Annotated in this window: 11 protein-coding genes; 7 read left to right on the forward strand and 4 right to left on the reverse strand. The window is 76.0% G+C overall.

Features of this window, described 5'->3' with window-relative positions:
* Positions 1-96: 96 nt before the first annotated feature.
* Entirely contained in the window at positions 97-1143 is a 1047-nt protein-coding gene (locus AB0L29_RS01595; RefSeq protein WP_365822158.1) for a cobalamin B12-binding domain-containing protein, read from the reverse strand.
* Positions 1144-1509: 366 nt separating this feature from the next.
* Positions 1510-2823 carry a cation:proton antiporter gene (locus AB0L29_RS01600; RefSeq protein ID WP_365822160.1) on the reverse strand — a complete coding sequence of 438 codons (1314 nt, stop codon included), beginning with the start codon at positions 2821-2823 and terminating at the stop codon, positions 1510-1512.
* Between the two features lie 210 nt (positions 2824-3033).
* Here AB0L29_RS01600 and AB0L29_RS01605 point away from each other — a divergent pair, with 210 nt between their 5' ends.
* The 4 genes from AB0L29_RS01605 to AB0L29_RS01620 all read left to right on the forward strand — a co-directional run bounded on the left by AB0L29_RS01605 (position 3034) and on the right by AB0L29_RS01620 (position 8038).
* A complete protein-coding gene (locus AB0L29_RS01605) occupies positions 3034-3483 on the forward strand; it encodes a helix-turn-helix transcriptional regulator (protein WP_365822162.1) in 450 nt (149 codons plus the stop codon).
* Between the two features lie 5 nt (positions 3484-3488).
* Entirely contained in the window at positions 3489-3899 is a 411-nt protein-coding gene (locus AB0L29_RS01610; RefSeq protein ID WP_365822164.1) for a VOC family protein, read from the forward strand.
* A gap of 89 nt (positions 3900-3988) precedes the next feature.
* Entirely contained in the window at positions 3989-6385 is a 2397-nt protein-coding gene (locus AB0L29_RS01615) for an excinuclease ABC subunit UvrA (RefSeq protein WP_365822166.1), read from the forward strand.
* Positions 6386-6829: 444 nt separating this feature from the next.
* Complete coding sequence (locus tag AB0L29_RS01620) at positions 6830-8038, forward strand: DSD1 family PLP-dependent enzyme (protein WP_365822167.1); 1209 nt, start codon at positions 6830-6832, stop codon at positions 8036-8038.
* A gap of 56 nt (positions 8039-8094) precedes the next feature.
* Here the strand turns inward: AB0L29_RS01620 and AB0L29_RS01625 are convergent, their stop codons facing one another.
* Both AB0L29_RS01625 and AB0L29_RS01630 read right to left on the reverse strand, forming a co-directional pair.
* Positions 8095-8517, reverse strand: a complete 423-nt coding sequence (locus tag AB0L29_RS01625; protein WP_365822169.1) for a DUF6003 family protein — start codon at positions 8515-8517, stop codon at positions 8095-8097.
* Positions 8518-9079: 562 nt separating this feature from the next.
* Positions 9080-12439, reverse strand: coding sequence for a CHAT domain-containing protein (locus tag AB0L29_RS01630; protein ID WP_365822171.1), 3360 nt, complete (start codon positions 12437-12439; stop codon positions 9080-9082).
* A gap of 54 nt (positions 12440-12493) precedes the next feature.
* On the opposite strand from AB0L29_RS01630, the gene AB0L29_RS01635 reads away from it, so the two are divergent.
* From AB0L29_RS01635 to AB0L29_RS01645, 3 genes are all read left to right on the forward strand, one after another.
* On the forward strand, positions 12494-12898 hold the full coding sequence (locus AB0L29_RS01635) for a hypothetical protein (RefSeq protein WP_365822173.1): 405 nt from the start codon (positions 12494-12496) through the stop codon (positions 12896-12898).
* Positions 12895-13842, forward strand: coding sequence for a hypothetical protein (locus AB0L29_RS01640; RefSeq protein ID WP_365822175.1), 948 nt, complete (start codon positions 12895-12897; stop codon positions 13840-13842). Before AB0L29_RS01635 ends, AB0L29_RS01640 begins: the two co-directional genes overlap by 4 nt.
* A gap of 222 nt (positions 13843-14064) precedes the next feature.
* Positions 14065-14679: a hypothetical protein gene (locus AB0L29_RS01645; RefSeq protein ID WP_365822177.1), complete on the forward strand. Its 615-nt coding sequence runs from the start codon at positions 14065-14067 to the stop codon at positions 14677-14679.
* Positions 14680-14910: the final 231 nt, after the last annotated feature.

Raw genomic sequence — 14910 nt, forward strand, 5'->3', positions numbered from 1 at the left:
CGGGTGCCCGTGGTCGGGTTCCGGCTGTCGGCCGCCGGGGGGGGGGAGCGGTCGGCCGGGCCGAGGGGACGCGCGTCCGCCTCCGCCGCCGCCTCATCACGGCCCGTCCGCGTCGCCCGGCTCCTCCAGGGCCCGGTCCAGGGGCGCCACCATTCCGGCCGCCTCGCGCAGCCCGCGCGGGCGCAGCAGGCCCGGCTCGGTGCGGACGCCCCAGCCGGGGCCGCCGAGCAGCACCGGACTGTGCCTGCGGGCACCGCGGACGCCCCACCGGATGTCCGCGACGTGACGGGCCAGGGGCAGCCCGGCGGTCGACCGGGTCTGCGACCACAGCACCACCGCGACGGGCCCGGTGCGCTGCACCGTGGCGATCAGGGCCTCGGCGGGAACGGCGCCGCCCAGCATGACGACGGGCAGGCCGCGGTCCGCCAGGACCGCGCTCAACGCCTCCAGGGGCAGGGTGTGCTGCTCGCCGGGCAGACAGGACACCACGACGGGGGAGGCGTGCGCCGTCCGGCCGCGCAGGACCGAGCCGACGTAGGAGTGCCGCAGCGCCGCGGAGACGTGCCAGGACAGGAGGTGCTCGACCTCCACGTACCGGTCTCCCGCCGACTCCCACTTGCGGCCGACCGCGCGCAGCGTGGGCACCAGCACCTCCTCCCAGGCGGTGGTCAGACCGTGCGTGGTGATGGCGGCGGTCAGCAGCTCCTGCACGGCGACGGCGTCCATCCGCACCGCCGCGCGAGCCAGGCCCCGGCACTCCCGCCGGACGTCCCCGAGGGGCAGACCGCTCCCGGAGTGCGAGGCCCGGGCCGGTGACGGCCCGACGGGCGCGGCGGGCGGCGGACCGTGGTGCCGGGCGGCCGGCGCGGCCCCGGCGGCGGGGCCGCGGCCCGCGGCGTTCTCCCGCGCGGCCCGGGCGGCCTCGGCCGGCGGGACGCCCGCCGCCGTCAGACGGCACATCTCCCGCACCATCGCGACATCGTCCGGCGTCCAGCGCCGGTGGCGCCCCCGGGTCCGCGTCGCCGGGCCCAGCCCGTAGCGGCGGTCCCAGGAACGCAGCGTCGTGGGAGAGATTCCGAGCTTGCGGGCCAGGAGACCGGTCGTCACCCCCGCCTCGGCCGAGGACTCCCGGGCCACGTCCATCACGCGTTTCGTACGAACGCGTCAGGCGCAAGGGGCGCGGTGCGGCGGGGGCCCGGCGAGGGCGCCGCGGGGTCGACGGCGGGTCGGGTCATGGCACGGGGCCGTCCTGTTCGTGGTGGTACGGGGGCGGCCGGGCGGGCCCGGGCGCATCCTCTCTTCGCCGGCGGGACGGGCCGCGGATGCGGCGGGCGCCGACCGGATGCGGTGACCGGCGTGACCCCGCACCCCCTCGGGCCCGATCGGCCGGCGCGCCCGGCCTGCCGGAGGCCGTCTTCCGGGCCGGCGCCGGCGTCGGGGCCGCACCCGGCGGAGGCGTCGGCGACGCCGGGCGCGGGACCGGTGCTCCCGGCCGGTGTCCCCGGTCGCTCACAGACGCTCGTTCGCGACGTCGTCCTCGTCCGGTTCGGGCCCGGTGCGCGGGTTGTGCTTCGCCCGGAGTCTGCGGAGCCGGTCCAGGCGGGAGATGACGGGCGAGGCGGTGACCCCGTGCAGGACGACGGAGGCGAGGACGGTGAAGGCCACCACGGCCCACAGCTCCTCGGCCGGGACGTGGAACGCTTCGGTGCCGAGCGCGTAGGACAGGTAGAACAGCGAGCCGATGCCGCGGATGCCGAAGAAGGCGGTCACCAGGCGTTCGCGGGGGCCGGCCGCCGAGCCGAGCTGGGCGGCCCAGCCGGTCAGGGGACGGATGACGGTCAGCAGGAGCAGGCCGACGAGCGCCCCCTGCCAGGTCAGGGCGGACAGGGAGCCCTGCGCGAGGTAGGCGCCGAGCAGGAAGAGCAACCCGGCGGTGAGGAGCCGCTCCACCTGTTCGACGAAGTCGTGCAGCACCGTGTGGTAGCCGTGGGCGCGTTCGGCGGCGCGGATCCGGCAGGCGGTGACGAACACGGCCAGGAAACCGTAGCCGTGGACGAGTTCGGTCAGACCGTAGGAGAGGAACGTGGCGCCCAGCGCCACGAAGCCCTCCCCGTGTTCGGACAGCCTCATGGCCTGCCACCCGGCGCGGAAGAACAGCCAGCCGAGCAGCGCGCCCACGGCGAGGCCGCCGGCCACGCCGACGGCGCACTTGTAGAGCAGGTCGACCAGCAGCCAGTGCCCGATCCAGCTGCCGGACAGGCCCGTGCCCGCCGCCGCGGCCAGTGCCACCGCCGCGGCGACCAGGGGGAAGGCCAGCCCGTCGTTGAGCCCGGCCTCGCTGGTCAGCGCGAACCGCACCTCGTCCTCGTCGTGCTCGGAGTCGGTCGGCGCCCCGACCCGGACCTCCGAGGCGAGGACCGGGTCGGTGGGCGCCAGCACGGCCGCGAGCAGCAGCGCGGCGGCCGGCGGCCAGTCCAGCACCCCCCAGGCGAGGAGGGCCGTCACCGCGACGGTCAGCGGCATGGTGATGCCGATCAGCCGCCAGGAGGCACCCCACCGGCGACGGCCGAACGGCCGGTTCAGGGCGAGTCCCGCGCCCATCAGCGAGATGACGACGCAGATCTCCGTGAGGTGCTCGACCCACACGCGGTCGCCGACCGGGTCGATGTTCGGCACCGGTGTGGGCAGCAGCTGGAAGGCGCCACCGCAGGCCAGGAAGACGAGCGGCACCGACAGCGGCCGTCCGGCCACCAGACGGGGCACCACCGCCGCCGCGAGCGCGCCCGCCCCGAGCAGAGCGAAGAGAAAATCAGCCGAAATCATCGCTGACGTGTGCCCACCGCCGCTCGACAGTACGCAGGCCGTCCGGCGGGGAACGGCGCCGACCGCCGAGGACGCCCGCCCGGGCGTCCGCCGGGGGACCGGCGCCGCCGAGCCCGGACCGGGAAGACCGCGCCGTGCCCCCTCCCGGCCGGGCGGCCCCGTCCCGGCCGGCACCGGCCGCCGCTCCTGGCCCTGTGGCAGGATTTCCCCGTGACCAGCACACCCGCCGCGGACCAGCGCCTGCGCGACCTGGCACGGCTGCGGCGGGTCCGGGACCGGATCGACCGCGAGTACGCGCAGCCGCTGGACGTGGAGGCGCTGGCGCGCGCCGTGCACATGTCCGCCGGGCACCTCAGCCGTCAGTTCCGGCTGGCCTACGGGGAGTCGCCGTACAGCTACCTGATGACGCGGCGCATCGAGCGCGCGGCGGCGCTGCTGCGCCGGGGCGACCTCAGCGTCACCGAGGTCTGCTTCGCGGTCGGCTGCTCGTCGCTGGGCACCTTCAGCACCCGTTTCACCGAGCTGATCGGTGTGCCTCCCAGCGTCTACCGCAGCCGGGCTGCGCACGCGACGGCGGGGATGCCGCCGTGCGTGGCGAAACAGGTCACCAGACCGGTCAGGAATCGAGAAGCGCCGGGCGACGGAGCGCGGCTAGCGTGACCGCCATGGATCTGACCATTCACACGAGTGTTCTCCCGCACGACGATCCGGACGCGTCGCTGGCCTTCTACCGGGACGTGCTGGGTTTTGAAGTGCGCGGTGACGTCGGGCAGGGCCGGATGCGCTGGATCACGGTGGGGCCGGCCGGCCAGCCCGACACCTCCCTGCTGCTGGCGCCGCCGGCCGCCGATCCGGGGATCACCGAGGAGGAGCGCCGTACCGTCGCCGAGATGATGGCCAAGGGCACCTACGGGTGGATCCTGCTGGCCACCCGGGACCTGGACGGCACGTTCGAGCGGGTGCAGGCCGCCGACGCGGAGGTCGTCCAGGAGCCGGTCGAGCAGCCGTACGGCATCCGGGACTGCGCCTTCCGCGACCCGGCGGGCAACCTGGTCCGCATCCGGGAACTGCGCTGAACCGCCCGGCGATCACCGCCCCGCCCCGCGCGGCCGGCTCCGGCCGAGGGGACCGGGGAGACCGAGGAGACCGAGGAGATGGAGAGACGATGAGCCCGGCCCCGAGGACGGACACGAGGCCGCCCGCCCCGCACGTCGCCGACAGCCACGACCTGATCCGCGTGCACGGCGCCCGCGAGAACAACCTCAAGGACGTCAGCATCGAGATCCCGAAGCGCCGGCTGACGGTGTTCACCGGCGTCTCCGGCTCGGGCAAGAGCTCACTGGTGTTCGACACGATCGCCGCGGAGTCGCAGCGGCTGATCAACGAGACCTACAGCGCCTTCGTACAGGGCTTCATGCCGACCCTGGCGCGGCCCGAGGTCGACGTCCTCGAAGGACTCACGACCGCGATCGTCGTCGACCAGCAGCGGATGGGGACCGACCCCCGCTCCACGGTCGGCACCGCCACCGACGCCAACGCGATGCTGCGCATCCTCTTCAGCCGGCTCGGCGAGCCGCACATCGGTCCGCCCAGCGCCTACGCCTTCAACGTCCCCTCGGTCCGGGCGAGCGGCGCGATCACCGTCGAGCGCGGTGCCAAGAAGGCGGTGAAGGCGACCTACACCCGCACCGGCGGCATGTGCACACGCTGCGAAGGCCGCGGCTCGGTCTCCGACATCGACCTGTCCCAGCTGTACGACGACAGCAAGTCGCTCGACGAGGGCGCGCTCACCGTCCCCGGCTACAGCATGGACGGCTGGTACGGCCGCATCTTCCGCGGCTGCGGCTTCTTCGACCCGGGCAAGCCGATCCGCGAATACACCGACAAGGAGCTGCACGACCTGCTCCACAAGGAGCCGACCAAGATCAGGATCGACGGGATCAACCTGACGTACGAGGGCCTGATCCCGAAGATCCGCAAGTCGTTCCTGTCCAAGGAGGTCGACGCGCTGCAGCCGCACGTCCGCGCCTTCGTGGAGCGGGCGATGACGTTCACCACCTGCCCCGAGTGCGAGGGCACCCGGCTCAGCGAGGCGGCCCGGTCGTCGAAGATCAAGGGCCTGAGCATCGCCGACGCCTGCGCGATGCAGATCAGCGACCTGGCCAAGTGGGTCCGGGGACTGGACGAGCCGTCGGTGGCGCCGCTGCTCACCGCGCTGCAGCACACCCTCGACTCGTTCGTGGAGATCGGCCTCGGCTACCTGTCGCTGGAGAGGCCGTCGGGCACGCTGTCGGGCGGCGAGGCGCAGCGCGTCAAGATGATCCGCCACCTTGGCTCCTCGCTCACCGACACCACCTACGTCTTCGACGAGCCCACCACCGGCCTGCACCCCCACGACGTCCAGCGGATGAACGACCTGCTGCTGCGGCTGCGGGACAAGGGCAACACGGTGCTCGTCGTGGAGCACAAGCCGGAGACGATCGCGATCGCCGACCACGTCGTCGACCTCGGGCCCGGCGCCGGCGCGGCGGGCGGCACCGTCTGCTTCGAGGGCACCGTCGAGGGGCTGCGGACCAGCGGCACCGTCACCGGCCGCCATCTCGGGGACCGGGCCGCCCTCAAGGAGACGGTGCGCAAGCCCACCGGCACGCTGGAGATCCGCGGCGCCAGGACGAACAACCTGCGCGACGTGGACGTCGACATCCCGCTCGGGGTGCTCGTCGTCGTCACCGGCGTCGCCGGGTCCGGCAAGAGCTCGCTCGTGCACGGGTCGCTGCCCGCCGGCGCGGACGTGGTGTCGATCGACCAGGGCGCGATCCGCGGCTCACGGCGCAGCAACCCGGCGACGTACACCGGACTGCTCGACCCGATCCGCAAGGCGTTCGCGAAGGCGGGCGGCGTGAAGCCGTCGCTGTTCAGCGCCAACTCCGAGGGCGCCTGCCCCACCTGCAAGGGCGCCGGCGTCATCTACACCGACCTGGCGATGATGGCCGGCGTCGCCACCACCTGTGAGGACTGCCAGGGGAAGCGGTTCGAGGCATCGGTGCTGGACCACCGCCTCGGCGGGCGCGACATCAGTGAGGTGCTGGCGATGTCGGTGACCGAGGCCGAGGAGTTCTTCGGCGCCGGCGAGGCGCACACGCCGGCCGCGCACCGCATCCTCGGCCGGCTCGCCGACGTCGGGCTCGGCTACCTCACCCTCGGCCAGCCGCTCACCACGCTGTCCGGCGGCGAGCGGCAGCGGCTCAAACTGGCCACGCACATGACCGGGAAGGGCGGCGACCGGCTGGTCTACGTGCTCGACGAGCCAACCGCCGGCCTGCATCTCGCCGACGTCGAGCAGTTGCTCGGCCTGCTCGACCGGCTCGTCGACTCCGGCAGGTCGGTCATCGTCGTCGAGCACCACCAGGCCGTCATGGCACACGCCGACTGGATCGTCGATCTCGGCCCCGGCGCCGGACACGACGGCGGCCGGATCGTCTTCGAGGGCACGCCCGCCGACCTCGTCGCCGCCCGCTCCACCCTCACCGGCGAGCACCTCGCGGCCTACGTCGGTGCCTGAGCGGGACCCACGCGGACACCGTGGGACGAGTCCCCGGCCCGTTCGGACCCCTCCCGCCCACCCGCGGTCCGCGACCGGCCGGCCCGCGGTCCGGGCGGGCCGGCGGCAGGCCGGTGGTCCCGGCGACGAGCACGCCGTACGGTCCGCGGGCACGTACCACCCGGGCACGGGAACCGTGGGCGCCGGAGGCGGCCGGCGCCCCCACGTGCCCGGTGCGACGGAGGCCCGGGGCACCGGCGGCGCCCCGCCGATGGCGCCGGACCGTCAGGAGGGGAACCACCACCGGGCCCCGCGCCGGCCCTCCCACCCCGCTCGGCGAGCCCTCGCCGGACGCGCCGCGGGACGCACCGCCGACAGCGACAGCACGGCCTTCGACAGCTCCGGAACCGGCCCGCAGGACCCGCACCCGGGCCCGGCCCCTCCCAGGAAGACGGACATCCCCCTGTGAACACCCCCGACAGCGCCGCCCCGCCGGCCGCCGCCCCCACGCCCCGCACCCGGACCCTGGCCGACCCGGACACCCCGTTCGCCGTCGTCGACCTCCACCGGACGCGGCGCAACATCGAACGCCTGCGGGCCAGGGCCGACCGGCTCGGCGTCACCCTGCGCCCCCACGTCAAGACGGCCAAGAGCCTGGACGTCGCCGCCCTCCTGCACGACGGCGCGCCGCCCTGCCCCGTCACCGTCTCCACGCTCGCCGAGGCCGAGGCGTTCGCCGACGGCGGCTACACCGACATCACCTACGCCGTCGGCATCGACCCCCACAAGCTCCCGCGCGTCATCGCGCTGCTGCGCCGCGGCGTCACCGTGCGCCTCCTGCTGGACAGCGCCGAGCAGGCGGCTTCCGTCGCGGAGGCCTCCCGCCGGGCCGGCCTCCCCCTTCCCACCCAGATCGAGATCGACTGCGACGGCCACCGCGGGGGCATCAGGCCCGACGCCCCCGCGCTCACCGGGATCGGCCGCGTCCTGCACGACGCGGGCTGCCTGGACGGCGTGCTGACCCACGCCGGCGAGTCCTACTTCGCCTACTCCGCGCAGGAGCGGCGCCTGGCGGCGGAGAACGAGCGCGACGCCGCCGTCACCGCGGCCGGACGGCTGCGCGCGGCCGGCCTGCCCGCGCACACCGTCAGCGTGGGCTCCACCCCCACCGCCCACGCCGCCGAGGACCTCACCGGGGTCACCGAACTGCGCGCCGGGAACTACGTCTTCTTTGACCTGGTGATGGCCGGCCTCGGCGTCTGCCGGGTCGAGGACCTCGCCCTGTCGGTCGTCGTCACCGTCATCGGCCACCGCCCCGAGCACGGGTGGATCGTCACCGACGGCGGCTGGATGGCCCTGTCCCGCGACCGCGGCACCGCCGTCCAGGCCCAGGACCAGGGCTACGGCCTGGTCACCGACCTGGACGGCGAGCTCATCCCGGGGCTGGTGATGACGGCCGCGAGCCAGGAGCACGGCACCCTCACCGCCCGCGACGGCGCCGGCCTGCCCGACCTGCCCGTCGGCACCCGGCTGCGCGTCCTGCCCAACCACGCGTGCGCCACCGCGGCCCAGCACCGCGGCTACCACGTCGTCGACGGCGCCCGCGCCCCCCGTGCCGCCCCCCGCACGGCCCCGGTGATCCAGGACCACTGGGAGCGCGTCACCGGCTGGTGACCGGCCGGAGGGAAGCGGGGCGGGTCACCGTGCGGAGCGCGGAGCGCGGCACCCGCTCAGCCCTCGGCCGCCTTCACGACGGCCAGGTCCTCACCGGTGAGCTCCGCGATGCGGTGCGCCGGCACACCGGCGGCGAGCGCGCGCGTGAGCAGGGCGTCCCGGCCGTCCGCACAGGAGCGGTAGGCCAGCAGTTGCTCCTCCATCTCGGCGATGCTCGGGGGCGCCGTCCGGTTGCGTACCCGGCTCAGTTCCTCGTCGCCGAGGGGAACGGGCAGGCGCTCGGCGTCCTCCGGGATCGCCGGCGTCTCCTCGGGCGGCAGCAGGCGCAGCCGCGGAGAGGTCGCCGTCACGTCCTGCGCGGCGAGCCAGGCCTGGACGGCCGGCGTCTCCATGCACGCCAGTTCGCCCACGGCCGCCGGGGGCACACCCAGCACCGCGGTTTCGCTGTCCATCAGGACCAGGTAGGCGTCGTCGGTCATTCTCGGTTCCTCACAGTGGAGCGAAAGCGCTGTTGGCGGCCTTGTACCCCGTACAAGCGGACTCACCGCCACGGACGGGTGGACTCACCGCCACGGACGGGTGGACTCACCGTCACGGGTGGGTGGACTCACCGTCACGGGTGGGCGGACTCACCGCCACGGGTGGGCACAAGGCCGCCGGCCCGGTCGGCCGGGCGGACGCGGCCGGCTCCCGGGCCGGCCCGCCCGTTCGCCCGCACCCGTCGGCCGAGGGGGCACCGCACCGCGTCGACCCCCCCGTGCAGGCCGTGCCCGAGGACCGCACCGGGGCGTGCGAGACGGCCGCACGCCTCGGGCGACGGCGGGGACCGAGACCGGTTCGCGGCCCGCAGCGGAAAGCGGACGGCCGGCTCCGAGCACACCGTCCCGGCGCGGCACGCCGGCGCGGCACGCCGGCGCCGCCCGCGCCCCGCCCGCGCGCCGGACCGGCGGGCAGGCCGGCGTCCCGACCCGGGTACCGGCGCCGGTGTTCCACGGCCGCCGGGCCGGTGCCGCCCGGAGCGCGGGCGGGGCGGCCGGCCCGTCACGCCCCGGCGTGGATGTGCGCGGCCCACAGCAGGGGAGCGTGCGGGTACCGGTCCCGAAGCGTCCTGACGGCCGCGTGCAGCGCGGCCGCCGGCGGCAGGCCCGGCCCGCCGTCCGCCGGCAGACGGGCGTAGAACTCCTCGGCGAGGTCCGCCGCGACCCGGTCCTCCACGTTCCACAGCGTCCCGATCACATGGGGGTATCCGGCGACCTGGAGGGCGGCGGTGATGTGCACCGACTCGTCGGGGACCCGCGGCGTGCGCGTCGTCTCGCACGCCGAGAGGTAGGCCAGCTCCGCCGGGACCGTACGGGTGCCGCGCAGCCGGGACAGGTCCGCGACCGTCAGGGGCCGGTCCTGGTGGCCGTGCACCAGCAGCCGGCTGCGCGACGGGTCGGCGGCGTCGGTCAGCCCGTGGCACGCGAAGTGCACGTGGGAGGCCCGCCCCAGCTCCCGCAGCACCGCGTCCCGGTCGGCCCGGTCACCGGCGAGGACGCCGGCGCCCGGGAACCTCCGCGCCACCGCGGCGGCCTCCCGCTCCGCCTCCGGCAGCTCCGCGGCGCCCGGCACCCGCGGCGCGGACACCACCAGGGCCCGCACCTCGCGGTCCGCGCGCCGCGCCTCCTGACGCCGGGCGTGGTCCAGGGCCCGGATCGTCGGCGTGTACGACGAGACGACCCGGTCCATGACGGTGCGCCGACGCGGGCCGTCGGGCTCCGCGTGGTGTCCCGCGGCGTGCAGCGGAAGCAGGGCGAACACGCCGACCGGGATCCACCAGACGCGCGGCCGGCCGGCCCCGGGCGCCGGGACCGCCGTGAGGCCGAGCCGCTCCAGGACCGGACCGGTCACCCGGTCCCACAGCCACTGCAGCTCCTCGTCGGCCTTGCGCTGGAGCTCCCGCAGGGTGCGCAGGGCGACGGACCCGTGGGACATCAGGTGGGTGAGGCCGCGGAAGACCAGGGCGTGGACGGTGACGTCGTTCATGTTCAGCCCCAGCCCCACGGCCCTGACCCGTTCGGACGTGACGATCAGGGCCGCGGCCTCTCCCAGCTCCGAGGTGTAGAGCATGACGACGGGCCCTTCGGCGGCGTGCCCGCGCAGCTCTCCCGCGGTCGGGGGAAGCAGGAAGCGGTCCAGCCCGGGCAGGGAGCGGATCCGCGCGACCCACGCGTCGAACTCCTCGGCCGCCTCGGGCGCGTACGCCATCGGCCCGTCGGCGCGCCGGAGCCACCCGGGCAGCGTCGCGTGCCGGGCCGCCGCCTCCGCCTCGCTCGCGGCCATGCGCTCGCGCAGCTCGAGGAACTCCTCGGCCAGCCCCGCGTCGTGCGCCCGCAGGGCCTCCACGTCGTCACGGACGTCGAGCAACTGCCCGAGCAGCACGCCCCGTCCCTGTTCCAGCAGTTCGACGGCGCGCTCGGCGCGCCCGAACCCCGCGGCGATGCCGGCCGCGGCCGGGGCCAGCGACGCGTACCGGCCCAGCGTGCGCAGGGTGCTGCCCGGCGCGGCGTAACGCGGTGTCAGCCTGGGCAGTAGCACCTCCACGGCGTGCTCGAGGACCCGCCCCGCCTCCTGCCAGTCGCCCGTCGCCGCGTGCGCCGTGCCGAGCCGGATCGCCGCCGACAGCAGGCCCTCGGTGTTCCACGGCTCCGTCCGCGCCGCCTTTGCGGCCCGGCGGGCGACGGCGGCGAACTCCGGGACCACCGAGGGATCGAGCGTCTTGCGGTAACGCAGCATCAGCGCCTGGGCGAGGCGGTCCAGGGCGTAGGGCCGGGGGTCGGCGTCGACGGCGGCACGGCAGTGGACGAGCGACTGGTCGAGGTCGGTGAGGTCGTCGCCGTGGTCCCGTCCGTAGCGCCGGAGCAGGAGGTCCCCCAGGACCAGGTGCCCGCTCGGCGAGGCCGGGCGGCGGCAGTGGGCGATGGCCTCGTCCAGCGTCTCGGGGCGGTCGTCCAGCCTGTACAGGCTCCCGAGGGCCTGCGCCAGCAGAACGCGCCGGCTGTCGCCCCGGGGATCGTCCGCGGCGGTGAGGTCGACGGCCCGGCGGAAGTGGGTGACCGCTTCCCGGACCATGGCGACGTCGTTGCCCGCGCCTCCCACGAAGGACAGGGCCTCGCCGAGCCCGACCAGGAACTCGGGACGGTGCGGGTCGGCCGCGACCGCCCGGCGCGCGCACGCCACGCCTTCCTCCAGGTCCGCGAGGCGCAGTTCGCGCAGCCACCCCGAGGCCAGGCCCGCCAGGTGGGCCAGGCCCAGGTTGTGCCAGCAGGCGCCCTGCAGGGAGAGGTCCGCGGTGCCGGCCGCCAGGCCGTCGCGGTAGCAGGCCATGGCCTCCTCCAGCGCCTCGGCGTCCTGCCGTCGCAGTGCCTTGCGGTGCAGCGCCTTGCCCAGGTTGAGCAGGTGCCGGACACGCTCCCCGGCGTCCGGCTGCGCGACGGCACGGCGGTGCGCGGCGATCGCCGCCTCCAGGTCCTCCTCCCGGCCGGACGCCTCGTAGCGCTCCAGCAGCGCCGCGCCGAGGGCGTCCTGGACGTCGGGATCGCCGGGGTCCGCGGCCAGGGCGACCCGCAGGACACCGAGCATCTCCTCCAGGTCCTCCGCCCGGCCCTCGCGTTCGTACCGCAGGCGCAGCCGGGCGGCCAGGTTCCACAGCCGGCCGGCGCGCACCGGCGAGCCGGCCGGGGTGAGGGCGACGACCTGGCGCTGGACCGTGATGGCCTCGTCCAGCAGCGCCCGGCCGCCCCGGGCGCGGTACAGCCGGTGCAGGGCGACGCTCAGGTTGTTCAGGACCGGCAGCCGGCCCGGGTGGTCGCCGTGCGAGGCGAGCCCGGCCGCCCGGCGCAGATGCTCCACCGCGGTGGAGAGCGCCCCGGCCGGGTGCTCCTGGTGCTGTGCCCACTCCTGCAGGTCGTTGCCGAGGGTGTTGAGCACACCGATCGCGTTGGGGTCGTCGGCGGGCAGCGTCCGCGCCGCGCGCTCCAGCCAGGTGAGGGACTCGCGCAGCACCGCGGGATCCCCCGTGTGGGCGTAGCGCGCGGACAGGGCCGAGCCGATGCAGGCCAGATGGGTCCCGTGGTGCGGCGTTCCGGGCGGGGCGACGCGCAGACCGCGGTGGAAGGCGGCCAGCGCCAGGTCCAGCGTGCCGAGCCGCCGGTCCGTCTCGTACCGCAGGGTGTACGCGGTGCCCAGCACGCCGAGCGCCTCGGCCAGGGCGGGGTGGCCGTCGGGCGCGGCGGACGTGACCGCGGTCAGCAGCCGGACGGCGAGGTCCAGCGCGTCGGGATCACCGGCGGCGTGGAAGCGCCCCAGCGCCTCCGACGCCCGTAACAGCCCGGCCGTCAGCGGGTCCTCACGTCTCGTCATGGCCGTATCCTCATGGGCGTTATTGTCGTCGGCGGATTCTCACGGGGGAATACGGTGACCGGACCGGACACCGCGTACACCACGGTGCGTGCGCGCCTCGCGCGCGTCTGCGCCGATCTCGACGACCTCCTCGCGCTGGTGCCCCGCGGCGCCGTCGACCGGGTCCTCGCGACGGCCCGTGAACTGACCGCCGAGCCAGCCCGGGTGGCGGCGGTCCACAGCGCGCTGGACGAGCTGGAGGAGCACGTCCGGCGGGCGGGGGTGGCCGGCTGGTCCACGCACCGCGGCCCCCGCCCGGACGCCCTGCCCGGCCTGGGCGACGGCCGGGCGATCGAGGAGGTCTGCGTGTGCCCGCGATCCCTGTGCGCCCGTGTGGACGACGCCGCGGCCGATCCCGGCGGTGACCCGCTCTGCCAGGTGTGGAACGCCCGTATGCCCAGGGTCCGGCTGGACCGATGACCGCCTTCCTCACCGCGCTCGGCACCAAACTCGCGGACCGCTGGATCACCCTTCTGCTGCTGCCCGGTCTGCTGTACGTCGCCGTGGCCACCGCCGCCGTCGGGGTCCTGGACCACGGCCGGTGGCACGACGTCACCCTGCTCCAGGACCGGATCGACCGGGCCGCCGCCTCCCCGGCCTCGCACAGCGCCGGATCGATCCTCCTGGCGGCGGCGGCCGTGCTCACCGTCTCGGCCGGGACCGGACTGCTCGCCCAGGCACTCGGCCGCGTCACCGAGTGGTGCTGGATGGGCTCCTGGGGCCCGCGGGCGGGGCGGCCGGGCCACGCGCTGACCGCGTGGCGCCACCGCCGCTGGAGCGCCGCCGCGCACCGCCACCGCGCGGCGCTCCGGGAGAAGGCACGGGGGCGCCTGTACCCGCAGCAGCCGCCCGGCGGCGCGGGCGGGCCGGGCGCCGCCCCGGTCCCCGAGCCGGACACCGAGGCGCTCAACGCGGCCCGCAACCGCATCGCGCTCGCCGAGCCGCGCCGGCCCACCTGGATGGGCGACAGGATGCTGGCCGCCGCCACCAGGGTCCGCGACCGGTACGACCTCGACCTCGCCTCCGCCTGGCCGCGGCTGTGGCTGGTCGTGCCGGAGGAGACGCGCGGCCGGCTCGCCTCCGCCCGCGCCGACCTGGCCTCCTGCGCCCGGCTGGCCGGCTGGGGCGCCCTGTACCTGCCGCTCGCCCTGTGGTGGTGGCCCGCCGCGCTCATCGCGGTGTCCTCCGCCGCGACCGCCTGGTGGCTCGGCCGGGAGCGCACCGCGCGGCTCGCCGACCTCGTCGAGGCGACCGCCGACGTGCACGGCAGGGACCTGGCGGCCTCGCTCGGCCTGGAATGTCCCGGCCCGCTGACGCCCGAGGTGGGCGAGGCGGTCACGCGCGCCCTGCGCAAGGGCGTGTGACACCGCCGCTCCCGCGCGCCGTGAGGACCGCCCCGGCCGCCCCGGTGCGGAGTGCACTTCGGCCGAAAACCTGGCCGGAAGTCGCCCTCCTCGAAGAGGATCCGCCCTTCACGGGTATGTCTCGTCCACGCGCCCGCGCAGCGAGGGGTGGGGGGAGCTGGCCCGGTGACACGGTGGCGCCTGGGAACCGGACGGCGGGAGCCGAGGAGCGCCCGGCGGCAGGTGGTGCGTCTGCTGCGGGCCCAGGGACGGTACGGGCCCGAACTGCGCGAGGTGCTGCCCGCGCTGGCCGGGGTGGTCCTCGTGGCGTGCGCGGCGGTCGCCGGCCTCGCGGTGGCCTACCGCGCCCTCGGCGTGGGCGTGCCGCTGGCCGTGCTGGCCCTCGTGGCCGTCGTCGTGCCGGTGGTGGCCGGGCGCCGCCGGCCCCTGGTCCGGCGGCGCCTCGGGTACTACACGCCGCAGGAGCTCGCCGAGCTGGACGTCGACGGCCTGGCGCTGGCCGTGTGCCGCATGCTGCGCCGGGACGGCTGGACCGTGCGGCGGGAGGCCGGCGGCGGTGTCCGGCCGCGGGTGCGGGCGCGCCACGGCCACGGGCACCGGCTGGAGGTGGTGTTCCGTCCGGTCGCCGAGCCGCTGCCGGACGAGGACCCGCCGCTTCCCCCGGCGCGCCGGGCGGGGGCCGGGCCGCCGCTGCGGCTGATCGTGCACCGCGGCACCTTCAGCCACCGGGACCGGCAGTGGGCGCGCACCAGGGACGGCACCCGTCTGATGGACGGCGCCCTGCTGAGGCGTTGGGCGTACGGCACTCCGCTGCACCGGTTGATCGACCTCCGCTGAGCGGCGGACGGCACCTCGGACGGACGTACGACACACGGGGGAGCGGTGCCCCGCGCAGCGGGACGCGGGAACCCCCTCCGTCACCGTGGGCACAGCGGCACCAGCGGCACCGCCCGAGGTCCACGGCGGACCGGTCCCCGGCCGGGAAGTCCCACGGAAAACCCTCCGCGTGGCCAGGGGCCCGCATAGCGTGCGATGACCCGAACCCCCCACCTGCCTGCGGTCCGTGAC

It is taken from the genome of Streptomyces sp. NPDC052701, from assembly GCF_040678355.1.
GTDB lineage: Bacteria > Actinomycetota > Actinomycetes > Streptomycetales > Streptomycetaceae > Streptomyces.